This window comes from Salinibacterium hongtaonis (assembly GCF_003065485.1).
In the GTDB taxonomy this organism is placed as follows: Bacteria; Actinomycetota; Actinomycetes; order Actinomycetales; family Microbacteriaceae; genus Homoserinimonas; species Homoserinimonas hongtaonis.
In genome coordinates, this window is the sequence record NZ_CP026951.1 from 1,962,970 (window position 1) to 1,985,935 (window position 22,966).

General features: G+C 63.9%; 19 protein-coding genes and 2 riboswitches. Of the genes, 6 read left to right on the forward strand and 13 right to left on the reverse strand.

What is annotated here, in order from left to right:
• Positions 1-63 precede the first annotated feature (63 nt).
• Positions 64-687: a PH domain-containing protein gene (locus tag C2138_RS09445; protein WP_108517353.1), complete on the forward strand. Its 624-nt coding sequence runs from the start codon at positions 64-66 to the stop codon at positions 685-687.
• An 11-nt stretch (positions 688-698) separates the two neighbouring features.
• Here the strand turns inward: C2138_RS09445 and C2138_RS09450 are convergent, their stop codons facing one another.
• The 3 genes from C2138_RS09450 to C2138_RS09460 all read right to left on the reverse strand — a co-directional run bounded on the left by C2138_RS09450 (position 699) and on the right by C2138_RS09460 (position 5,301).
• Entirely contained in the window at positions 699-1,703 is a 1,005-nt protein-coding gene (locus tag C2138_RS09450) for an ABC transporter permease (protein ID WP_108517354.1), read from the reverse strand.
• A gap of 49 nt (positions 1,704-1,752) precedes the next feature.
• Entirely contained in the window at positions 1,753-3,306 is a 1,554-nt protein-coding gene (locus C2138_RS09455) for an ABC transporter permease (RefSeq protein WP_241961094.1), read from the reverse strand.
• A gap of 207 nt (positions 3,307-3,513) precedes the next feature.
• Positions 3,514-5,301 (reverse strand): ABC transporter family substrate-binding protein, encoded by a 1,788-nt coding sequence (locus C2138_RS09460; RefSeq protein WP_233245468.1) that lies wholly within the window; start codon positions 5,299-5,301, stop codon positions 3,514-3,516.
• Positions 5,302-5,642: 341 nt separating this feature from the next.
• Here C2138_RS09460 and C2138_RS09465 point away from each other — a divergent pair, with 341 nt between their 5' ends.
• Positions 5,643-6,398 carry a CPBP family intramembrane glutamic endopeptidase gene (locus C2138_RS09465; RefSeq protein ID WP_108519018.1) on the forward strand — a complete coding sequence of 252 codons (756 nt, stop codon included), beginning with the start codon at positions 5,643-5,645 and terminating at the stop codon, positions 6,396-6,398.
• 19 nt (positions 6,399-6,417) lie between these two features.
• On the opposite strand, the gene gcvP is transcribed toward C2138_RS09465, so the two are convergent.
• The 4 genes from gcvP to C2138_RS09485 all read right to left on the reverse strand — a co-directional run bounded on the left by gcvP (position 6,418) and on the right by C2138_RS09485 (position 12,966).
• Positions 6,418-9,363, reverse strand: coding sequence for an aminomethyl-transferring glycine dehydrogenase (gene gcvP / locus C2138_RS09470; RefSeq protein ID WP_108517356.1), 2,946 nt, complete (start codon positions 9,361-9,363; stop codon positions 6,418-6,420).
• Between the two features lie 3 nt (positions 9,364-9,366).
• Positions 9,367-9,750 (reverse strand): glycine cleavage system protein GcvH, encoded by a 384-nt coding sequence (gene gcvH / locus C2138_RS09475; protein WP_108517358.1) that lies wholly within the window; start codon positions 9,748-9,750, stop codon positions 9,367-9,369.
• Between the two features lie 11 nt (positions 9,751-9,761).
• Positions 9,762-10,919 (reverse strand): glycine cleavage system aminomethyltransferase GcvT, encoded by a 1,158-nt coding sequence (gene gcvT, locus C2138_RS09480; RefSeq protein WP_422395414.1) that lies wholly within the window; start codon positions 10,917-10,919, stop codon positions 9,762-9,764.
• Between the two features lie 80 nt (positions 10,920-10,999).
• A riboswitch (glycine riboswitch) is annotated at positions 11,000-11,125 on the reverse strand.
• Between the two features lie 2 nt (positions 11,126-11,127).
• Positions 11,128-11,214: riboswitch (glycine riboswitch) on the reverse strand.
• 42 nt (positions 11,215-11,256) lie between these two features.
• A complete protein-coding gene (locus C2138_RS09485; RefSeq protein WP_158268768.1) occupies positions 11,257-12,966 on the reverse strand; it encodes a VWA domain-containing protein in 1,710 nt (569 codons plus the stop codon).
• A gap of 293 nt (positions 12,967-13,259) precedes the next feature.
• On the opposite strand from C2138_RS09485, the gene C2138_RS09490 reads away from it, so the two are divergent.
• Positions 13,260-13,922 carry an alpha/beta hydrolase family protein gene (locus tag C2138_RS09490; protein ID WP_233245469.1) on the forward strand — a complete coding sequence of 221 codons (663 nt, stop codon included), beginning with the start codon at positions 13,260-13,262 and terminating at the stop codon, positions 13,920-13,922.
• Positions 13,923-13,943: 21 nt separating this feature from the next.
• On the opposite strand, the gene C2138_RS09495 is transcribed toward C2138_RS09490, so the two are convergent.
• Positions 13,944-14,483 carry a hypothetical protein gene (locus C2138_RS09495; RefSeq protein WP_146181277.1) on the reverse strand — a complete coding sequence of 180 codons (540 nt, stop codon included), beginning with the start codon at positions 14,481-14,483 and terminating at the stop codon, positions 13,944-13,946.
• A gap of 211 nt (positions 14,484-14,694) precedes the next feature.
• The gene (locus C2138_RS09500) at positions 14,695-15,414 is read right to left on the reverse strand and encodes a Pr6Pr family membrane protein (protein WP_199286530.1); all 720 of its coding nucleotides are present in this window, start codon (positions 15,412-15,414) and stop codon (positions 14,695-14,697) included.
• Positions 15,415-15,634: 220 nt separating this feature from the next.
• On the opposite strand from C2138_RS09500, the gene C2138_RS09505 reads away from it, so the two are divergent.
• Entirely contained in the window at positions 15,635-17,077 is a 1,443-nt protein-coding gene (locus tag C2138_RS09505; protein WP_108519026.1) for an ATP-binding protein, read from the forward strand.
• Between the two features lie 169 nt (positions 17,078-17,246).
• Here C2138_RS09505 and C2138_RS09510 read toward each other — a convergent pair whose 3' ends face one another.
• A complete protein-coding gene (locus C2138_RS09510) occupies positions 17,247-17,519 on the reverse strand; it encodes a DUF8691 family protein (protein WP_159078194.1) in 273 nt (90 codons plus the stop codon).
• A gap of 82 nt (positions 17,520-17,601) precedes the next feature.
• Here C2138_RS09510 and C2138_RS09515 point away from each other — a divergent pair, with 82 nt between their 5' ends.
• A complete protein-coding gene (locus C2138_RS09515) occupies positions 17,602-20,046 on the forward strand; it encodes a winged helix-turn-helix domain-containing protein (protein WP_108517365.1) in 2,445 nt (814 codons plus the stop codon).
• On the opposite strand, the gene C2138_RS09520 is transcribed toward C2138_RS09515, so the two are convergent.
• The 3 genes from C2138_RS09520 to C2138_RS09530 form a co-directional block, all read right to left on the reverse strand.
• Positions 20,043-20,273 (reverse strand): helix-turn-helix domain-containing protein, encoded by a 231-nt coding sequence (locus C2138_RS09520; RefSeq protein WP_108517367.1) that lies wholly within the window; start codon positions 20,271-20,273, stop codon positions 20,043-20,045. The genes C2138_RS09515 and C2138_RS09520 overlap by 4 nt on opposite strands.
• Positions 20,273-20,752, reverse strand: coding sequence for a DUF2975 domain-containing protein (locus C2138_RS09525; protein ID WP_108517369.1), 480 nt, complete (start codon positions 20,750-20,752; stop codon positions 20,273-20,275). Before C2138_RS09525 ends, C2138_RS09520 begins: the two co-directional genes overlap by 1 nt.
• A gap of 184 nt (positions 20,753-20,936) precedes the next feature.
• Entirely contained in the window at positions 20,937-21,824 is an 888-nt protein-coding gene (locus tag C2138_RS09530) for a DUF72 domain-containing protein (protein ID WP_108517370.1), read from the reverse strand.
• Between the two features lie 150 nt (positions 21,825-21,974).
• Between C2138_RS09530 and C2138_RS09535 the strand changes: the two genes are divergently transcribed.
• Entirely contained in the window at positions 21,975-22,952 is a 978-nt protein-coding gene (locus C2138_RS09535; protein WP_108517372.1) for a serine hydrolase domain-containing protein, read from the forward strand.
• Positions 22,953-22,966: the final 14 nt, after the last annotated feature.

Genomic DNA, 22,966 nt, shown 5'->3' on the forward strand with positions numbered 1-22,966 from the left:
TTCGTTAACAACAACCAGAGCTCTCATGCACGACTCACGGCCGGAGACTGGAAACATAGGGGTATGACTACCGACAGCACAGCACGAGTGTTCCGCTCGACTTTCAACAGAACGCTCTCGATTGTGCTCTGGGCCGTGGCCGCAGCGGTCTCCGTGGGAATCGTCGCAACGGGCTCGAGCGCTGGCAACAGTCTGTGGCTTCTGCCCACACTTGGTGCTGCTGCGGCCGTCGTATGGGTTGTGCTCTGGCGCCCGCACGTGCGCGTCGACGCCGATGGCGTCACCGTGGCGAACGTCTCGCACAGCGTCGAGATTCCGTGGCCCGCCCTCATTCATCTGGACGTTACCTACTCGCTGCGCGTGCACGTTCCCGGGCGCGCGATTGCGGTCTCGGCGGCGCCCGCTCCCGGCCGCATGGGTGGCGCAGTCGCTCGGCGAGGAACAGCGCCGCACGGGCACCGCAATGGCGAGACCGTCTCGGTGGGCGAGCTGCTCACGACCGACTCCGGCAAGGCCGCAGCACTCATTCGCGAGCGATGGGAATCGCTTCGCGACTCCGGCAAGATCGTCGCCGGCGAGGCCGAGAACTATCCCGTTCGCACCAGACTCGACGCCGTTGCGGTTGCAACGCTTGCCGTGGCGGCGCTGCTTGTCGGCGCCTCGGCGTTGCTCGTCGGCCTGCAGTGACATCACGCTCGTCACGGGGTTTCCTTCATGCGCCGCAGAGAGACGCGCTTCTGACGAGGGTCGAACGCGTCCCGGAGGCCGTCGCCCACAAAGTTGACGAGCAGCGCAAGTAGCACGATGAAGACTGCCGGCCACCAGTAGAGCCACGGCCGCGTCTGGAACGCTGACTGGTTCTCTGAGATCAAAAGGCCCAGCGAGACATCCGGCTGACGGATGCCGTATCCGAGAAAGCTGAGGGCCGTCTCGAGCAGGATGGCGGCGGCGGCCAGAAGCGTGGCGGAGACAATGACGACTCCGATGGCGTTCGGCAGGATGTGCTTGAAGATGATGCGGAAGTCACTCGCACCCGCCACCCGCGCTGCTTCTACAAACTCGCGCTCGCGCAGGCTCAGGAACTCGGCCCGCACGAGACGGGCGATAGTCATCCACGACACCAGTGCGAGGAAGAACGCGAGTAGCCACACGCCGAGGCCACCCGTTGCGCGACCGACGATTGCGCCGATGACGAGAGCCGGAATCACGATGAAGACGTCGGTAACGCGCATGAGCACGGAGTCGACCCACCCGCGGTAGTACCCGGCGACGGCGCCAACGACGGTGCCGAGCACGGTTCCAATGCCACCGATCACGAACATCACGATGATCGAGTTCTGGATGCCGCGCATCGTCATGGCGAAGTAGTCGACCCCGATGCGGCTCTGACCGAACGGATGCTCACCGAGCGAGATTCCCTCGCCGCCGAGCCACTTGGGCACGAGAGAAAGCGTGGGAGCTCCGCCGTTGAGCTGCGCGTTGAGTGACGTGAAGTTGTGCTTCCACCAGCCGGGGATTGGCCCGAGCCCGATTGCCGAGATCGACAGCACCGCGACGAGCACGAAGATGACGATCGAGACTACAGCGAGGCGATTGCTCACGAAGCGTCGGGAGATGAGCTTTCCCTGGCTCAGACCCTTGGTGTCGTCTGGCTTGGACGGCTGAGGTTCGATCGGTGCTGCTGGCTCTGTTAACAGGCTCATCGGGCACTCCTTTCGGCCGGAGTTGACATTGGTGCTGGCTGCGATCGCATCATGCGCGCACCCGCACTCTCGGGTCGAGCGCCGCATAGGCAAGGTCGGCCAAGAAGTTGAACAGAACAGCGGTAATGGCGATCACGATGAAGTAACCCATGATGGGGTTCAGGTCGATTCTCTGCAGCGACGCGTTGAAGAGGGCGCCCATTCCACTGATGGCGAAGACTCGCTCGGTGATGATCGCGCCACCCAACAAAGCACCGACATCCGTTGCCACGAGGGTAGCGATGGGAATGAGCATGTTGCGGAAGGCATGGCGAACGATAACCGTGCGCTCTGGCAGCCCCTTGGCTCTCGCTGTGCGGATGTAATCCTGGCCGAGAACCTCGAGCAGGCCTGCACGTGCATACCGCGTGTAACTGGCGAACGAAATCAGCAACAGCGAGATCGTCGGAAGCAACAGATGGGTGAACGTGTCGATGCCCTGCAACCAGAAATCGCCTTGGAACCCTGGAGTCGAAGCACCGACGGTGGCGATGGGTCGGCCATTGATGCGCGGCGACGAAATGTAGGCATTCCACGACTGCATGTAGCGGTCGAGCAGAACGACACCGGCGGAAAGCACCGAGACGATGACAGAGACCTTGATGTTTTGGCCCCGGTCGTTGCCGCCAACCGCGTAGCCAATGATGACTCCCACAATCACGGTCGCTACCGCGAGAAGCGCAATCGTGCCGCCGCTAGAGACATCGAAGAGTCCCTGGAAGGCGAAGTAAGAAACGATAGCGATCGCACCAGCGATAACGCCGCCGAGAAGAGCCCGTTTGTTGGCGAAACCCGCTGCGACGGCAACCGTGCAGTAGACAATGCCGGCCGTGAGGACGAGAACCCCGACCAAACCGAGCCCGGGGTCTTGGAACCATCCGGTGAACGAAACGTAGGCGAGCACGGCGCCCGTGGCCACGGCCGAGACCGCGAAGGTGACGAGTCTGCGGCGTAGATCGCCTCCGACGAGGACCTGCCAGACGAGGCCGGCCACGAGGGAAATGATCAGGATCATGGGCACCGGAATGCCCGAACCTCCCTGGAGGAAGTTGTTGAACCCGATCGCAATGAACTCCTTGAGGAGCACCGCCACGAGGAACGAGGGTAGCGAGTAGAGAAAGAAGCTGATGAACGTGACGCTGAGGTCGAACCCGCTGTACTGGCGGAGAGCCGTCGCGATACCTACGACGACGCCCAGGATGATCGCGAGGACGAACGAGACACTGACGAGTTGAATGGTCGCCAGCATGGCGGCGGGAAGGATCGTCGTGACCGGGGCGTTCGACAGGGTGAGCCCGAGGTCGCACCCACCAAAGGGCACGAGACACTGCAGTGCCCCACCGAGCCACAGGAACCACCGCAGCGGCGGAGGAACATCGAGATCGAGGGCAGCGGTTCGCGCTGCGATCAGCTGATCCTTGTTGGGAGAGCTCGACCCTCGAAGGTCTTGCAGGGGGTCTCCCGCGTTGGCCGCGAGAACGTACATGATGAAAGACGCCGCGACGAGAACGAGGATCGAAACCGCGATCCTTCTCAGAATAAAGCCAACCAAAGTTGTGCCCATCTCATAGTGCTGGTTACTGGATGTTCGACGGTCTAGCCGCTGCCAACCGAACGAGCCCGAACCTGAATAGCTTAGTCACACGTTGCACGGCTCCCGAGCCAACCCCTGGGTTGGCCGTGACCGCAGAACATGCCGTGACCCAAGAACAGGGTGCCGGAGACTGTGTCTCCGGCACCCCACTCTCAGTGGAACTGAGTGAACTGCTAGCTAGCCAGCAAGGGTCCAGTCCTGGGCGTTCCAGACGATGCCCGTCTGGCCACCGAAGTACTCAAGGCCCTTGATGGTGCCGTTGTCGGCGAATAGACCAGGAGTCTGGAAGAGGGGCAGGCCGTAGCCGTCCTTCTTCGTGAACGCGTCGATCTGGATCTTGATGTCAGCCAGTTCGTCTGCATCGAGCGACACCTGCGACTCGTCGACCAGGATGTCGACATCCGGGTTCGAGTAGTCGTTGTAGTTTCCGCCACCGCGGGTCTTGAAGATCTGCGGAAGCGCGGCGTTGCCCGCACCCGGGGAGACCCAACCGAAGATGGAAGCGTCGTACTCGCCACCGCTCAGCAGGCTCGACCAGTCGGGCGATCCAGCGTCAACGATGATGAAGCCTGCAGACTCTGCCGACTGACGAATCGCGTTGAACGAGTCGACGCGGTTCGGGTTGTTGGTGTTGTAGAGGATGCGAACGGTCGGCGTTGCACCGGCGAGGAGCGCCTTGGCACCCTCGATGTCGGGCTCGTTGAACTCGTCGTATCCGCTCGCCTTGACAGCGTCGGCGTACTCGGGGTTAGCGGGCACGAAGATCTGCGAGTTGAGAACCTCAGCCGAAGGGTTGACCGGCGTGATGATCGAGTCGAGGATCTGCTGACGCGGAACCGTCTTGAGGAATGCCTCGCGCACCTTCGGGTCAGCGAAGACCGCGGAGGACTGCTTGAGGTCGAGGTGGTCGTACGCGAGCTGGCTGCCCTCGTAGGTCACAGCGTTGGCTGCCTCGAGCGCGTCGAGCGTGTCGGCGGACGGCTGCGGGTAGATCGCGTTGACCTCACCGTTCTGAAGAGCCGTAACCTGTGCGTTCGAGTCACCGATGAAGCGGATGATGAGCGTCTCGTACTCCGGTGCAAGGTCGCCCTTGTACTCGGGGTTCTTGGTGAGCGTGATGTCAGACTCAGCCGTGAACGCGGTCACCGTGAAGGGACCAGAGCCAACGAGAAGCGACTCGTCCTCGGGGAACGACGTGACGTCGTAGCCCGTGTTCCAGAAGTCAGCAGCGGCCTTGAGCGTGGGGTTCGCCTCAACCGGAGCCGCGGGGTCGCCCTGCGGGAGCTCCTTGAGAAGAGCAACGAAGTCCTCGAGCGAAACGCCAGCCTTCTCGGCGATAACGTGAGCAGGCTTGCCGATCAGGTTGACCAGCTCCCAGTCAACGTATGGGGACGCGTACTCGATCGTGAGCGACAGGTTGTCGTCACCGATCTCGGGGAACGAGGTGGTGTCGAGGCCAGCCGTGCTGCCCGCGAGCGAGAAGTACTGCGTGCCGGAGATGGCTTCGCCGGTCTCCGGGTCGAGCGTGGCGTCGTCGTAGTAGCCAGAGCTCTGCGCCCACGAGAAGAGCATGTCGTCGGCCGTGATCGGCTCGCCGTCGGACCACTTGAGGCCGTCGTTGAGCGTGTACTTGACGGTCAGCGGGTCTTCGGAGACGCGCTCGTAGGTTCCGAAGCTCTCGTCCTTGATGAGCGAGAAGTCGGTGTCGAGGCGCATGAAGCCGCCCAGTCCGAGTCCGCCCGAAACACCCGTGAGGTAGCCAACCATTCCGTTGGTGTCGAGGTTCGCCTGGGGGGTGTCGCCGTTGAACGACGTGAAGGCGTTGGTGACGGCGATCGAGATGGTGTCGCCCGCGTCGCCTTCCTGCTCACCAGATGTTGTGCATGCAGCCAGCACCATGGCTGAGGCTCCGGCGATGGCCGCAAGCGTGGCCACCCTCCTGAAGCGTTGTCCTGTGATTGCCAATTTTCCTCCTGTGCAAAATGGAACCTCGTGCGGCACTGAAACCATCACGAGGCAGAACTCACCGCCGAAGACATGACGGTCTTCAAAGCGATGCAGTAGTTTGTCACCCTAAGCGGGGTGAGCAGCAACTCCCAACAACGATGCCGAAAATTTACCTGCTTGCAATCATTGCAGCGAAAAACCGCGTCAAACGCAAGAATATTGCGTGTCTACGCGCAAATGAGCAGTAACAGCGTTTGCAGGAGCGTGTTAAGCGAAGATCCAGCGCTTGCGGGCCCGTGACCCTGCCGAGAGTGAAAAGAGCCCCATTGTCGATACCCGCCAATTTCACCTCTGTGCCACTGACCCGCCGCCGCATCGGTGCAGAAATCGCGATCGTGCTCGGGCTCTCGCTCGGAGCATCCGCCGTCTATTCGATCATCGCCATCGCCAATCGACTGACCCGCGAGCAGCCACTCTCCGACCAGACCGCGACCATCAACTCCTCGCTGAGCCCCCGGCCGGTGTTCGACCTCATCTACCAACTCATGGCGATTCTCGTGGACCTCATGCCCGTGGCGCTCGTGGTTTACCTCATGTGGTCAGCCTCGAAACCCCATCTGGAGCGCCTCGGCATTGACGGCACGAGGGCTGGCAGAGACGGTGCCTGGGGAATCGTGCTCGCCCTCGTCATCGGCATCCCAGGGCTGGGGCTCTATCTGGGGGGAAAGGCGCTCGGGATAACGGTGACCGTTGTGCCGACAGACCTGGCCGAACACTGGTGGACCGTGCCGGTTCTGCTGCTCGCCGCAGTGCGCTCCAGCGTGGTCGAAGAGTTCATTGTTGTCGGATATCTATTTGCCCGCCTGCGGGACTTGCGCTGGGGGCCGTGGGCCATCATCCTGAGCGCTGCGCTGTTTCGCGGCACCTACCACCTGTACCAAGGCTTCGGCTCGTTCATCGGCAACATCGCGATGGGCGTGCTCTTTGGCTGGCTTTACACGAGGTTCGGGCGGCTGATGCCGCTCGTCGTTGCGCACGCCCTCATCGACGCAGCCGTCTTCGTGGGCTATCCCTGGGCCGCCGCGGCGCTGCCGGGGTTGTTCGCCCCGGTTTAGGGGGCGGCGACAGGCCGCTTTACTCGAAAGCCTCCGGCGGCGGGCAGGCGCAGAACAGATTGCGGTCGCCGTAGGCGTTGTCGATGCGGCGAACGGGCGGCCAATATTTGCCGTGGATCACCCGCACTCGATCGGAACCGGCCACCGACGCGGCAGCAGGGTAGACCGCAACCTCGCGGGAGTACGGATGATTCCACTCCCCCACGAGCGCAGACTCCGCAGTGTGCGGCGCACCATGCAGGGGGTTGTCGTCGGCCGGCCAAACACCGCGACCCACAGCATCCGCCTCCGCCTTTATCGCGATCATCGCGTCGATGAAGCGGTCGATCTCGGCGAGGTCCTCGCTCTCGGTGGGCTCGACCATGAGGGTCCCCGGCACGGGGAAGCTCATCGTCGGGGCGTGGAAGCCGTAGTCGATGAGGCGCTTGGCGACGTCGTCGACACTGACACCCGTGGCGGCCGTCAGCGGGCGAACGTCGAGGATGCACTCGTGAGCGACCAGGCCGTTGTCGCCTGAGTAGAGCACCGGGAAATGCTCTCGCAGGCGGGCAGCGACATAGTTAGCGGCGAGGACCGCGGCGCCCGTGGCCTGCTTGAGGCCATCCGAGCCCATCATGCGCACGTAGGCCCAGCTGATGGGCAGGATGCTCGGGCTGCCGTAGGGGGCGGCACTGACTGGCCCACCGGCGTGCACGAACTCGCCGACCGAGTCGGTGCGCAGGTCGAACGCGGGATGCTGCGCCGACTGGGCGAGCGGATGCCCCGGCAGGAACGGCGCTAGGTGCGCCTTCGCCGCGACGGGTCCGACGCCGGGGCCGCCGCCGCCGTGCGGAATGCAGAACGTCTTGTGCAGGTTGAGGTGGCTCACGTCTCCGCCGAAGTCGCCAAAGCGCGCATAACCGAGCAGGGCGTTGAGGTTGGCTCCGTCGACGTAAACCTGACCGCCGGCCTCGTGCACAGCATCCGTAATCGCCCGGATCTCGTGCTCGTAGACACCGTGAGTTGACGGGTAGGTGACCATGAGGGCCGCAAGCTCGTCGCGGTGCGCGTCGATCTTGGCGTGGAGGTCGGCAAGGTCGACGTTGCCGAGCTCGTCGCACGCGACAACAACAACGCTCATGCCCGCGAGCACGGCGCTGGCGGCGTTGGTGCCGTGGGCGCTCGACGGGATGAGGCACAGCGTGCGATTCAAGTCGCCGTTGGCACGGTGGTAGCCGCGGATGGCGAGCAGACCGGCGAGCTCACCCTGGCTGCCCGCGTTCGGCTGCAGCGAGACGGTGTCGTAGCCCGTGACCTCGGCGAGCCAGCTCTCGAGGTGGCTGATCAAGACCATGTAGCCCTGCACGTCGTCAAGGGGCGCGAACGGGTGAAGCCCCGCAAACTCAGGCCACGTGATGGATTCCATCTCAGTGGCCGCATTGAGCTTCATCGTGCACGAGCCGAGCGGGATCATGCCGCGGTCGAGCGCGTAATCCTTGTCGGCGAGGTACTTGAGGTAGCGCATCATGCTCGTCTCCGAGCGGTGCGTGCTGAAGACCGGATGCGTGAGGTACTGCGACGTGCGGGCCGACTCTTGGCCGATGCTGCGGCTCAGTGGCTTGAACCCGAGCTGGCTCGGGGCGCTCTCGCCGAGAATTGCGCGCACAACCGCGACGGCCTCCTCGGGCGTCGTCGTCTCATCCACCGAGAACTGCACAGTGTCGGAGTCGACCTTCCACAGGAGGATGCCGCGCTCCGCGGCGTCGGCAACCACGGCATCCGCCCGGCCGGCGACCCCCACCTGCAGGGTGTCGAAAAACGATCCGTGCCGCGGAGCTACACCGGCGGCGGTGAGGGCATCGGCCATGAGGCTGGCCGTGCGATTGACGTGGTGAGCGATGTTTTTGAGCCCCTGCGGGCCGTGATAAACCGCGTACATCGAGGCCATGACGGCGAGCAAAACCTGCGCGGTGCAGATATTGCTCGTGGCCTTCTCCCTGCGGATGTGCTGCTCGCGTGCCTGGAGCGTGAGGCGGTAGGCGGGATGTCCATCCGCGTCCCTCGAAACCCCAACGAGACGACCGGGCAACTGGCGCTCAAGCCCCTTGCGCACGGCCATGTATCCCGCGTGCGGGCCGCCGAACCCCATGGGAACACCAAACCGCTGGCTCGTGCCGACCGCGACATCGGCACCGAAGTCGCCAGGGCTCGCGATGAGGGTGAGGGCAAGAAGGTCGGCCGCGACGACGGCGATAGCACCGTGCTCGTGGGCGGCGACGACGGCGGCTGCTGGGTTCCAAACGCGCCCAGAGGAGCCTGGATACTGGATGAAGATGCCAAAGAACGCTGTCTCGGGCAGCGCCCCCTCTGCGAGAGGTAATTCAACGAGTTCAATGCCGACGGCCTCGGCACGGTTCGCGAGAAGCGCCTTCGTCTGCGGCAGCGCATCAGAGTCGACAACAAAAACGTTCGTTGACGTCTTTGACGCACGGCGGGCAAGAAGCATGGCCTCGACAACAGCCGTGCTCTCATCGAGCATGGACGCATTCGCCGTGTCGAGCCCCGTGAGATCAGTGACCATCGTCTGGAAGTTGATGAGCGCCTCGAGCCGACCCTGCGAGATCTCGGGCTGGTACGGCGTATACGCCGTGTACCAACTGGGGTTCTCGAGCACATTGCGCTTGATCACGGCGGGCGTGATCGTGTCGTAGTAGCCGAGGCCGATCATCGAGCGACGCACCCGGTTGTACCCGGCGATCGCCTTCAGTTCGGCGAGCGCCTGGCGCTCCGTGGCCGCTGGCGGAATCGTTGAGCGCTCGACCGCGACCGAGTGGATCGACGCGGGGACTGCAGCATCAACGAGCGACTCGACACTCGAATAGGATGCCCCGCTCTCGGCGCTGATTGCCGCCAGCATGGCCTTGTGAGCATCCGTATCGGTGCCGATATGGCGCCGGGAAAAACTGCTGAATGCATCGACGACCATTGCTTAGGCTCCCGTGATGGCGCTGTAGGCCTCGAGGTCGATAAAGCTCGCCTCGGCGAGCGCGTCACTGCTGACCCGGATGCTGAACAGCCACCCCTGATCAAATGGCGAATCGTTAATGAGCTCGGGGTTATCGGAGACTGCGGCGTTAACCTCAACGACCTCCCCATCGACCGGTGCGTAGACCTCGCCGACAGACTTGGTCGACTCGACCTCGCTGACGACCTTTCCGCGCTGCACCGCCTGGCCCACCTGGGGCAGATCAACATAGACAACCTCGCCCAGCTTCTCTGCGGCGAAGGCGGTGATGCCGATGGTGAGCACGTCACCATCGATGCGAATCCACTCGTGCTCTGGCGTGTACTTGAGTTCTGACAATTCGCTCATGGGGTTGCCTCTCAGTCGGTGGTGGGTCGCTTGTAGAAGGGAAGTGAGGTGACGACGGCGGGCATCGGTTTGCCGCGCACATCGATGACGAGCTCCGTGCCCGGTTCAGCGCGCGAGGGCGAAACAAGCGCCAAAGCGATGGGGAACCCGAGAGTCGGGCTGAGCGCACCGCTCGTGACAACACCGACCGGCTCTCCCCCCTCAGCCGCGAGCACGGGATAGCCGGCACGCCCAGCGCGACGCCCGTCCGATGTGAGGCCAACAAGAACGGGAGCATCGCTGCTGGGACCGTGAGCCACCGCGCCGCGGCCAACGAACTCGCCCTTCTGGGCGAGCTTGACGATGCGGCCAAGCCCCACCTGCTGAGGGAGAGTATCGAGACTGAGCTCATGGCCGTAGAGGGGCATGCCAGCCTCAAGCCGGAGCGTGTCGCGACACGCGAGGCCAGCAGGAACTAGGCCGAACTCCTCCCCCGCCGCGAGAAGCGCGCTCCAGAGGCTGGCCCCGTGCTCGGCAAGAATGTAGAGCTCGAATCCGTCCTCGCCCGTGTACCCGGTGCGAGCGACCATGATCTCTTCGCCGCGCCACGCTCCGGTCGTCGACCAGTAGTACCGGAGATCGGCGACGGGAGTGGGCAAATGAAGGTCGGGGAGCTTGGCCATGATGGCCTGCGACATCGGCCCCTGCACCGCGATGAGCGCGAGCGCGTCGCTCTCGTCAACAACGGTTGCATCGAATCCGGCAGTGCGAACCGAGAGGGCGCCTGCAGCCTGGGCACGATTGCCGGCATTGGCGACGACGCCGAATCGGTGCTCGTGGGTGCGGTAGACGATCACGTCGTCGATGATGCCTCCGTCGGTCGTGAGCAGGAGGCTGTAGCGCGCCTGCCCTACGGCGAGCGTGGAGAAGACGCCGCAGAGGGCGTAGTCGAGCGCTGCGCCGGCGCCGGGACCCTTGACGAGTATCTCGGCCATATGCGAGAGATCGAAGAGGCCAGCCGCGGTACGGACTGCATGATGCTCCTCGAGCTCACTCGAATAGCGCACCGGCATCTGCCACCCAGCGAAGTCGGTGAACGATGCTCCACCCGCACGATGAACATCGTCGAGGGGGCTGAGCCGGCCGTGGGGCTGAGTCGAATCTACCGGAGCGTTCACGGCGGTATCGATGCCGGATGCAGGATTGCCGGGCGCAGGGTTATCAGTCACGAGAGTTCTCCCAAGGAATGCGTCATCGACGCGCGAACTCTCCCTCTGTCATGGAGCCTGAGAGTTTCGCTGACCAAGTGGTCTGCTTTCACCGTGGGCGGATCGCTTCGCAATCGAATGCCGGTCAACCCGGCGGCCGAAATGCGCGTCAATCACTTTTCAGAGTGGCCTATTCGATGCGGTACGCGTACCTGAGAGATTCTGGAGAGGATTGCTCCTTCGGTGCCCGTTAATCGGGCTCTCCCGCATCGCCTGAGCGGCCGGGTCTTCAGTTGTGGTCACAGCATAGCAACACGCCTCAACAGTTGGGACGGCAGGTTCGCTGTGTCAGAGCATCAACGAATACCTTGTCGAGGTCGTTGGGCTCGAAGGCCGAATAGGCCTCTCCCCCTGTCGCCTCCGCAATGCGCTGCATCGACTCAAGGTCGGTGTCTGGCCCGAACCCGATGAGGATGACCGGAACCGGTTTAAGCGGATCGTTCATCTCGGCGATGCGCTGCAGCAGAGCGTCGAGCGAAATGCTGCCCTTATCGTCGTTGCGGCCGTCGGTGATGATCACCATTGAATTGACCATGCCGGGGGTGTATTCGGCATGCATCTTGGTCACGCCATCCAGAATCGTGTCGTAGAGGCCCGTGTCTCCCCGAATGTACTGAGGGAGCGTCTGCGTGACCTGCACGATTTGCTGCAAATGGGCGGGATCGGAGAGCGCCGCGACGGGCGCAACTTCTTCGTAGTCCTTGCCCCCCGGGCGGTCGGTGGAGAACACCCACACTCCCATGTGGGTCTCACCCGCGTATCGGCCGAGCGCACCGCCCGCGGCGCGCTGGTACACCTCGATGCGCCGAAGACCGCCGCCCGCGGGTTCGAGCATGGAGCCCGAAACGTCAATCGCGATGAGCATGCGGGAGCGGCGCGTCAGCGTGCTCCACTTCGACAGTGCCTCCACCTGGGAGACGGCGTCGGCTGGCGGTGATGGCGTTGTCGACCAGGCGAGAACACCGACGGACTCGACCTCGCCTCCGCCCTTATGGTCGCGGAACCCCTGGGCAGCGTAAAACGCATCCCCCAGGCGCGCACGCCGCTCGAACTCGTCGAGGAGCATCGCCCTCGTTTCGGCATCCTCCCCCGCCTTCTGCGGAACCCGCACGAATGGGTAGTCGAGCGAGGACGAGCCCTCGACGGGATAGATCGCCAGGAGGGGAACCTCGGGGTTCGACAGGTTGTGAGAGACGACCTCCTGCTCGGTCGTGACAACGACGGTGGGGCGGGGAGCAGCGAGCGCAGCGGCAATCGCCTCGTCTCGACTGGCGGGGATGGTCTTGCCCAGCTCGATCATGGTCGACGGGACAATGCGGGGATTATCCGCAGGGGCGGCCGCAGTGAGAGAGGCGAGCCCAGCGAGACTCGCGGCCGACGACTCTGGGTCGGGAACAAGCCCGCCGATCGTGCCAGAGAGGAGGGTTGACCAGCCCACGGTGTCTGCCGCGAACTCAACAGACCGAGCAGCGGGCGCGCCGAAAACGACGGGAGTGGTTGCGACGGAATCGCCTGCGGTGACGTTGGGCGCCGACCTGCCGAGCGCCTCTGCCGTCGTGGCCATTCGGGCGAGCCACAACGACGAATCGGGCACCCAGGCATCCGCCCCGGTGAGCGCATTGGAGGCAAGGAGGGCCGCCGTGTCGCCCGAGGCCTGGGACCTGACATCCGTCGCGACGCACGTCGTTGACGTCGCATCAAAATCCGCGGCGACCTGAGTGAGCGCCGGAGCGATCGACTCATCGGCAACAACGAGCAACGAGACCGGATCGGTGCAGCCCGGCCCGCCGGAGGCGTTGGCGGGAAACAGCGTGGGGATGCCACCCTGCGACAGCGCTACCCCTGCGCCGGTCACCAACAGCAGCACTGCAGCGGCAGCAATGATGGGGCTGAGTAACCGTCCGCGGGAGCGAGGAGCCGGGGCGCGGTGCCGATGCCGGGCAAGTTCGTAGGGCGACGTGCTGTTCACTGACAACTCCATTGCTGTAAAGCGGCGCCTTCGGGTAACGCTGGAGCCGACACAATTACCCCCTTCGGGGGTAGCGGCAACAGTGTAGGGGAACCTGGGAATTAAGTGAACAAACTTCTGAATGGCGTCCCCCGGTCTTGAATGAGCAACGCCATTACCCTCGCGGGTTGCCCCCCGATTGTCCCCCTGAAGGAGGACAGGCCAGAGCCGCGGATCGAGTCGCCTGCGGCGGATCGAGTCGCGTGCGGCGGCTCGAGCGCGCCGTGTCGACTCACGGGGGTAGCGTCGGAGGCGTGAACTCCGACACCTCTCACACCCTCGACGTGAACACCTCACTCGGCATGAGCAGACTCACCGTGGATGCCGCAGCTGACGCCCACAGCGTGCTCTGGCTCGGCCACGGAGCGGGTGGGGGCATCGAGGCGCTCGATCTCGCCGCGCTGGCGGCTACTCTGCCAGCGCGCGGGATAACCGTCGTGCGCTATGAGCAGCCCTGGCGCCTCGCCGGAAAGAAGGTGGCGCCCCGCCCCGCTGCACTCGACGCCGCATGGCTCGAAGTCGCCCCCATCGTGCGCACCATTCACGCTGGCATCCCGTTGATAACGGGCGGCCGCAGCGCCGGTGCGCGGGTCGCTTGCCGAACAGCCGAGGCCGTGAGCGCCGCCGCGGTTATCTGCCTCGCTTTTCCCCTGCATCCACCCGCCCATCCCGAAAGATCGCGTGCCGACGAGCTGCTCATGCCCCGCGTACCCGTGCTCGTGTTGCAGGGCGAACGCGATGCGTTTGGCAGCGCCGACCTGGTTGCCTCCGCCATCGCAGACACCGAATCGATCACCACCGTTTCGATTCCCGGAGCCGACCACAGCATGGCGGTACTCAAGTCGTCGCCCTACACGCCGGAGTCGACGGCGAATCTGATCACAGCATCCGTCGCGGCGTTTATCGAACGGCTCTAGCGGACCTGAGCAACCGCCCGCTTAGGACTGCTGACGTTCGAGCGCGGCGAGGTCTCCCAGCAGTTCAGAAACCCTCTCGCCCCGTGCGCGCTCGTAGTCGTCGTCGACGATGATCGTCGAGCGATCGAGTGATTCCTGCAGCGCCCGCGACACATCACTCCAGGCGTCGACCCTCGCCCGCTCGATGAGGTCGAGAAGGTAAGCCTCGTCATCCCTGCGCTCAGCGAGTTTGTGGGCGAGCGCAACGGCAACATCGGACCGGTGCTGCAAATTGCGCTCGTCTGCCGACTGGTAGTCGTGGGCATGCTCGGCCCGCCCACGAAGGCCCTCGACCTCGGTGATCTCCCACGAAAGCCGATCGGCGGCATGCTCCGACTCGGTGATCAGCTGAGAAAGCACCGATTTGGCGCCAGCAAGGTGATTGCGAGGGTCGTAGGAGCTCTCAGAGGTGAGCGCCTCGATCACGATGAGATTTCGCAGCTTGAGGCGGCACGCATACTCCGCCAGCATGAGACCTTCTTCAACTGCGCTCTCGACCGTGGCCCGCCGAATAGGCGGCATCTCGGAGGCATCGAAGGGTCGGTGCTTCGGTCGTTTGTGACGACGGAACCACTTCACTCGCTGCTCGATTTCGTTCGATGGGGGTCGGGATCGCCCGAGGCATTTCGAGCTTACTCGGGGACGACGGGACCCGATAGGCACCCCCGGTAAAGGAGCGCTTCGGCACCCGGAAAGGGTCACGCCCGCATACTCCATGGCCAAGGGAAAGGTGTTAGCCCCTGGCTGCGGCCTTCGACGACAGCCGGGCCAGACCGCGATCGATCGCCACCAGCAGCATCGACAACACGATGACGCCCACGGCCAACCCGCCAACCCACGCCCAGACCCCGCCATAGCCCTTGCCCACCGGGTCAAGAAAGCCGTAGGGGAATAGGTCGGATGCCTCGGGCAAGACAACGGCACGGGCCATGACGATAAGAATGTAGCCGAGCGGGTAAATCAACCACAGCAGAGCTTCCCGGTACCGAACGACACCCTTGGGGCCGAAGAGCAACCAGTCGAGCAAGACCATGATCGGCGCCACATAGTGCAAGAGGAATACTGACCGGTTGGAGAGCAGATCCTCTGGCGATGAGGCGGAGAGGATTCCCGGGATCGGGTTCTCGCCGTCGTTGTTGACGAAGTGCGAGATGAGCATCGTCATGAGCAGATAGAGCGTTACCGCCCCGCGCACCCGTGGGGCCGGAGCATCCGCAGTGCGCCTCACCAGCATGAAATAGGCGGCGACGGCGAAGAACCCCGCCGCGATCGCGGAGCTCTGAACGGTGAAGAACAGCACCTTATGCGAGCCGCTGAACAAGCCAACGAGAATAACCAGAACGATTGCGATACGCCACCACAGGGCGGGAGCGCGAAGAACGTTCGCGGAGTGCACGGGAGAGAGAGTCTGACTCGGCATTGGTGCGGAGTCGGCGGCGGTGACGACAGACATGGCGGTGAGCCCCCTATTCACGGTCGCCTCAGAATAGTGGTTCTTTCTACCAAAGAGGGGTGCGCGATGGCGTTGAGGATCGCCAACATCACGGCGATGCCCCTCGACGGATGATCGAGAAATCACCCCCGGGGCATGAACCGGCCCCCGCCTGCTTTCGGGAACCTTTTACATGGCAGTACCCTGCGGCCATCCGGCAACAGGAGGGATGACCACGGCCATGACGTCAGCGGAGAACTTCAATCTAGGCACCAGCACAGCGGAATCGCTCGATGGGCGCGAGTTCCACTTCTCCGGCTCCGCCGATATGGCATTCGACGTCGGCGCCCTCGTGCTTCTGACTCCGAACGTGGGAAAGCCGCAGTTGGGGCAGATCGAGGAGGTCGAGCGCGCGATTGGTGGTGCGCCGAGGGGCGCTGGCCGCATTCTCGGCGTCGTCGATGAGGCCGCACACAAGCTCGAAACTCACAGCGCTGAACCGTTCTTTTCTGCATCCGTGCACGCCGCAGATTCGCCGACAATCGAGCTGCTGTACGACGAGTGGGGGGCGACGTTAGAGATCGGCACGTTCTATGCGTCACCCACAATCCCCGCCAGACTGCTGCCCCACCGCTTCAACAGACACACGTTCTGGTGCGGGCAAAGCGGTTCAGGCAAGACGTATGCGCTGGGCGTCGTGCTCGAACAGCTGCTCCTGCACACCCGTTTGCCTATGGTTGTGTTCGACCCCAACGGTGACTTCGTCACAATGGCCGAACCCGCCGACGGTGATTCCGATCAGGGTCGATCTCAGAGCGCACTCGCTCGCCGCGACATTCGCGTGCTCCGCCCCTCCGCGCCAGAACCAGACTCCCTTCGCGTGCGTTTTAGCGACCTCTCCGTGCCGAGCAAGGCTGCCGTGCTGCGACTCGACCCGCTCACCGACAGAGCGGAACACAACGAGCTCTTGCACCTTGAGGAGTTCGTCAGCGCCTTAGACGCGCGTCAGGTGGTGCCGCAGCTGCGCGAGCACGGGACACCGGCCGCCCTAGATCTGGCGTCACGAATCGAGAACTTGCGCGTCACCGAGTGGGATGTCTGGGCGGGCGGCAGAGAGGCCGTGACCGACATCATCGAGACGCGACCGGACGCCACGGTGCTCGATCTCGGCGGCTTTAACTTCGCCGATGAATCTCTCGTCGTGGCGTTGGCGGTGCTCGATGATCTGTGGGCAAAGCGGGAGCAACGACGCCCTCTGCTCATTGTGATCGACGAAGCCCACAACCTCTGCTCCCCGGATGCGATGACCCCCATGCACGTTGCGGTTCGGGAGCGAATCATCCAGATTGCCGCAGAGGGCCGCAAGTTTGGCCTATGGCTTGTGCTGTCGACTCAGCGACCATCGCGCATCGATGCGAGGGTGACTTCCCAGTGCGACAACCTGGCGCTCATGAAGATGACATCGCCGGTCGACCTGGCCGAGCTTGGCACCATCTTCGGGTTCGTGCCAGCCGCCATGCTCGCCAGGGCTGCTCGCTTCTCGCAGGGAGAAGCGCTGTTTGCCGGCGGCTTTGTTCCGGCACCCACAATGGTGCGCATGGCCACCAGGCTCACGCTGGAGGGCGGCACCGACGTGCGCGTGCCCATCAGAATCGACGAATCCGACCGGGGTGAAACGGTATGACGTCGGTTCCGTCCGAATCGGCGGCCACGACGGCAACCGGGGCAGGTGGGGCGGTTTCTGCGCCACGCGGGATGGATTGTGATCTCGATTGTGGACACGACGCTCACCACGACCGGGTGCGGCAATCTCGCTCCTGCGAACCCCGGCGTGCAGAGCATGGCGGTGTGCGTCAGGGGTGTGTCACCGGGTTCACCGAAACCAGCTCGATATTGAGATAGGAGAACACGCTCAGGATGCCTTGCAGGCGCGCCTGGTCGGGGATCGGCCCCACGAGGTGAGTCCAGCCCGAGGCGACCTCTGTGACTCTAAAGCCCTCTAGCAAAGCCGCGACAGGGTCACTCAGGGTTCCCTTGATCACAATCTCGAACAGCGGTGAAGTCACGATGGAGTCCCTCTCGACGCCTCGATCGATCATCCTGCCGACGGTGAAACTGTGCGTCATCCATGGAGGGTGAGCGGCACCCGGTTGCGCGTTCAGGGAGCCGGGGTATAGATGACCGCATAGTCACGAAGGGTCTTCACGGGTGAACTCATTTTGGGACCGGCTCGACACAAGCCGACTGATCGATCGGCCGGCGCTCCGACGTGGCCTCGACCGCTCGCTCGGCTCGCGGCTAACCCTCGTTGTGGCGCAGGCTGGCGCAGGCAAAACCACCCTGCTGCAGCAGTGGGGCGGCACACGATCCGTCGCCGACAACAGTGCCGGCCCCACGCTGGTTCACTTGGACATTGACGAATCCGACGATGACCCTGCCCGGTTTGTACGCCATCTGGCCGCGGCCTGCCCTTCGGCCCGGCCATCAGCCGACATCCTCGCCGCCACCGTCGAAACCGGTCTGACCGGGCTCGGGGAACCCGCAATCGACGCCATGGCCCTGTCGTTAGGCTCGGCTCAGGAGACCGTCATCATCATTGACAACCTGCAGCGCTTCTCCAATGTTCGACTCGTCGCCGACCTGGGAGAACTCATCGCTCGCAGCCCTCGCAACGCGCATTTTATTCTGTCGTCGCGCGTTGACCCGCCCATCGCACTCAGCCGATATCGCCTGCACGACGACGTGCTCGAAATACGGCAATCCGATCTCGCCTTCGACCTGGCAGAAGCGGCCGAGCTTCTCACTCTGCTCATCGGCCATCGCCTCTCCGCCGAGCAGGTGCGGGCATTGTGGATGCGCACGGAGGGTTGGGTCGCTGGCCTCCAGCTCGCGGGTCTCTCTCTGCGGAATAACGCCGATGCCGACGCATTCATCGACGACTTCAGCGGCAGTGACAGGATTGTCGCTGACTATCTGAGTGAAGAGGTTCTCTCCAGCCTGTCGAGTGAGCAACGCAGGCTGCTGCTGTGTATGTCAGTGCTCGACGAGATCAGCGGCGAACTCGTCGATGCGATAACCGGCTCTAGTGGCAACCAGGCGGTGCTCGACTCCCTCGAACGAGAGTCGATGTTTTTGGTGCCCCTCGACCACCGACACCGGTGGTTTCGCTTTCACCGTCTGTTCAGCGAGCTTCTGCGCTCGCGACTGAGAGCAGAAAGCCCGGCAGATGAGCTGCGCATTCTCACCTCCGCTGCCGAATGGAGCCTCACCCACGGCCGAGTGAAACCGGCGATGGCCTATCTTTTGCGAGCCCAGGCCCGAGATGGTGCGCTTGAGGCCATGCTCGCGACCGCCGCTGACGTCACCGAACATGACGACTCGCTCGACGCGATCCGGTGGCAGCCGTCTTCTGCGGAGCCCTCTTCGCCGGTCGCGCCGGCAATCTCGGAACGCGTCGATGCCGAAGCCCTCACGGGAGCCCGTCGGCTGCTGACCGAGCCAGAGCATCCCGCCGCGTCGCAGCCGGCAACGGGGCTCGGATTTGTCGCAGCACAGGTTCTATGGCGCGCACGGCCGGAGGTCTCGCCCGAATCCGCCCAGCGGAGGCTGTCATCTATTCAGTCGCAGATCGCGCGCAAACGCCCAGAGAGCCTGCCGCGCGAGGCCGTCGGCGAACTGATCGACGCCCTGGTCTCGGGTGGCCGCGCGCACTTCTTAGCCGGTCATCTTGGCGAAGCTCGCCAGTGGCTCTCCCGCGCGCTAGATACAGCAGGGGTTGACCCCGTGAATCGAATCCCCGCCAGCAGCGCGCTTGCCCTCGTCGAGGCCTGGTGCGGCAACGCTGAGCGAGCCAACTCACTAATTGCTGAGACCCTGCATGCTGCCCGAAAAGCAGAAATGCTCGGGCATCCCGCGATATCGGATGCATACCTTGCCTCCGTGGTCACCGCCGTCGGTACCGATGAAGCACCGCAGCTGTTCGATGAGCAGCCAGGTGAGACCACCGGGCCAGCGGAGTCGCAGGGAACTCCGGCGGCAGGTCTGAACCAAGCGGATCTCGGCGCCGAGCCTTCGCCGCCTGCGGCCCTCACTGTGGCATCATCCGCTCTGTTCAGCAGGGCAGTCGCTGCGCTCGCGGCGGGGGAAACCCAATCGGCGAGGGCGATCGCCACCGCGTGGGCACAGCTGGTGCCCTCCCCCGATGCGATTTCGACCGTGCAACATCGCATCCTGCTCGCCTGGTTATCCTCCACCGACGAGATTCCGGCGGAGGCGACCCGGCACCTCACAGAAGCGGTCAAGCTTGCCGAAGTGCACGGCCTCGTGGATATCTTCATCCAAGCCGGCCCCACCATCCTCACACTGCTCGAAACCGTGACGGGGCCGCATGCCTCATTTAGCGCCACGATTCGGATGCGGGCGGGTCAGTCGTGGCAGCCCCTCGGCAATCGCGTCTTGGCTGATCCGCTCACCGATCGGGAACTCGAGATTCTGGCTTACCTGCCCACCCGCTTTTCGAATGTCGACCTGGCCCGGCGCTTTTATCTCTCTGTCAACACGATCAAAACGCACATCGCACATATCTATCGCAAGCTCGAAGTGACAGACAGGGATGCCGCAATCGGCCGAGCCCGGGAACTCGGCCTGCTCTAGGCACGCACACTGGTGTCAGGAACGTCGGGCACCCAGGCCAGGATGTCCCCTGGCTGGCATTCGAGAACCCTGCAGATGGCGTCGAGGGTGGTGAAACGCACCGCCTTGGCCCTGGCGTTTTTGAGAACGGAGATGTTGGCGACCGTGATGCCCACGGCATCCGCAAGCTCGGTTACCGACATTTTGCGCTTGGCCAAGGCGACATCGAGATTGACGACGATAGCCATCACACCACCTCGTCCAGATACTGCGCCTGCTCGGATGCTTTGGCCAGCAGACGGCGCATGACAATGAGCACGAGGGCGAGGGCTGCGCACGCCGTGGCGACACCGAGTGCCAGCACGACCAGGCCGGGCGGGCCTGCGTCGGCCGTGAGCTGCAGAATGAGGAGGATCGCGACCACGATGGCAGTGGCCAGTGCGAGCGAGGCGATCATCGTGTCAACGTATTTGAACGCGCGAGTGCTGAAGATGGCATCGCGTCGCACGAGCGACAGCAGCGCCCAGACGCACACGACCACGACCTGGCCGCAGGCGACAAAGAGGATTCCGAGTACGAGGATGGGGATCCGCAAGAATTCGACCTCGGGGAACTCCGCGGCAGATTCGGCCGCCTGAATCGGCAACAGCACCACCTGCACGAAGACTCCCGCAAGCGCCACGAGCACGAGAAAAACCTTGGACAGGGCGATTGCCGCTCTGGTCATGACCTGCTCCTATCGCTTTTCGATACATACATATCGAATTTCGATACTAAAGCTGGGACCCGGAGATTGCAAGAAAACGGATTCTCGTCCGCGCCGGCGAACCACAGCGGCACAGCCACAGCGGCGGTGGCACTAGTCCTCAATGACGTCGAGGCGCTGCCTCCGCTGCCCGTTGCCTCCACTATCAATTGCGGCCACGGCTAGCGCGTGAATCCCCCACTCGCTGCGCCAACGCCACGGCGTCGTGCGGCGCGTGTCCGCGGGCGTCGTTATCGAAATATACGTATACATCGCGCGGCGTGCCGTCTACGACGGAGGTCCCATCGCGCCACCCCGCAATGCGCGACGCCCAGTCGTTGAGCTGCTCATCGGTGTATCCGCTGGCGTAAAGCTCTTCGGCACCGTGAAGGCGTACGTAGACAAAGGATGCCGTTGTCGCGCCGAATGCTGGCCAGCGCCCCGCCGCATCCGAAACGACCAGAGCGGTGTCGTATTCGCGCAGCATCGACAGCAGGTCGTCGTTCTCAAAAGTGACCGAACGCGGCTCGAATCCGTAGCGGATCGGCCTATCGTTTTCTACCTCAAGCCAGGCGCGGTCACCAATTCGCGCGTCGTGGCGCCTCGCCCGGTGCAGCGCTTCACCTGTCGTGCGAGGAAGCCCCGACAGAAACGCCTCTAGGGAACGGGGCTCAAAATGCTGCCGCTCTGGCAGCTGCCACAGAATCGGGCCGAGTTGATCGCCCAAGGCCAGCACACCAGAGGCGAAAAAGTTGGCGAGCGCTGCGTCGACATTCTTCATCCTCAGCATGTGCGTGACGTAGCGGGAGCCTTTGACCGCGAAGACAAAGTCGGCTGGCACCGAGCCGCGCCACCTCAGGTAGCTGGCGGGGCGCTGAAGCGAGTAGAACGATCCGTTGAGCTCAAGCGTTGACATGCGCTCGCCGACGTATTCGAGCTCCCGCTTATGCGGCAGACCTGGCGGGTAGAAGTCCCCTCGCCAGCCCGCATAACGCCAGCCCGAGATCCCGACGCGCACACGCCCCGGTCTCTCGGTTGTGGCCACCTCGATCACGCCCCGTTCCTATCGGCGGTTCGCTCCATCCTATGGAGGCGATCCCTCTGGAGGCGATCCCCTCGATAGGGTCGAATAGCATTTCGAGATCGCGCCAACCCCCTGCCCCCAGGCAAGGACTAACGCCGCCGCCGACGTTGAGGAGATGCCGTGTCTGAATCTTTTGCCCACGCGTTCGAATGGGCCAAGCGCCAAACAGATTCTGGTGCGTTGCCGACCGCTGTTCTTGGCATCGCAACCGCTTCGGGAATTCAGGCGATTGAGGCGTTCGGCGCGTCGGGCTCGCGCCGCGCTCGAGTGGAGGATCACTACCGACTCTTCTCCGTAACCAAGCCGCTCGTTGGCCTGGTTGCGGCCCGCATGATCGAGCGGGGGCTCGCAACGCCAGAGACCCCGTTGCAGGCCGACATGCCGGCCTTCGGAGCGGCGAGGAGCGACGTCGTGCGCCTGAGCCACTTGGCGAGCCACACATCGGGAATCGCCGAACCCGCGATGGACAGCAGCGCCGGGCTCGAAGCAGGACTCCTCGGCGAGCAAGACTTCGCCGCTGGCACAGTGTCCCGCTATTCCACGATTGCGTTTGCCGGCATTGCCCGCATGATCGAGGCTCGCCTATCGACGACCTGGGATGCCGCGGTCGCCGAACTACTCGACCCCATCGGCGCCACGGGCATCACACTCGATGAAGCCTCCGACCCTCACGAGATCGCCGACGCAGCCGACGCCGGAGTGGACATCCAGCGCTTCGCTGCCCTGCGCCACCCCGGAGCGGGGCTCATCGGCCGTGCCGAGGACCTGCTCGCCATTGGCGCGGCATTGCTGCGGGATTCTGGAGAGATCGTGCAGCCGACGACCCTGTCGATGATGCGCCGTCCCCTCACGGGCGACATTCCGCGGCTCGAGCCCTACGTCGCCTCCCGCGGCCAGGATTGGGGCTTCACCTGGAACCTCCGCACGCGCGCACCGGGGCTGATTGACCGCGATGTTTACGGTCACGCCGGATGGTCGGGGGGCCAGTTCTGGGTGCATCCCACGGCCGGTGTTGCCTACGTGCTGCTGACCAACCGTGCGCTCACGCCGGGCGTCGATGCGGACGAACTCGACAACGCGGTGGTGTCTCGCACCTGAACCTCAGCATCGCT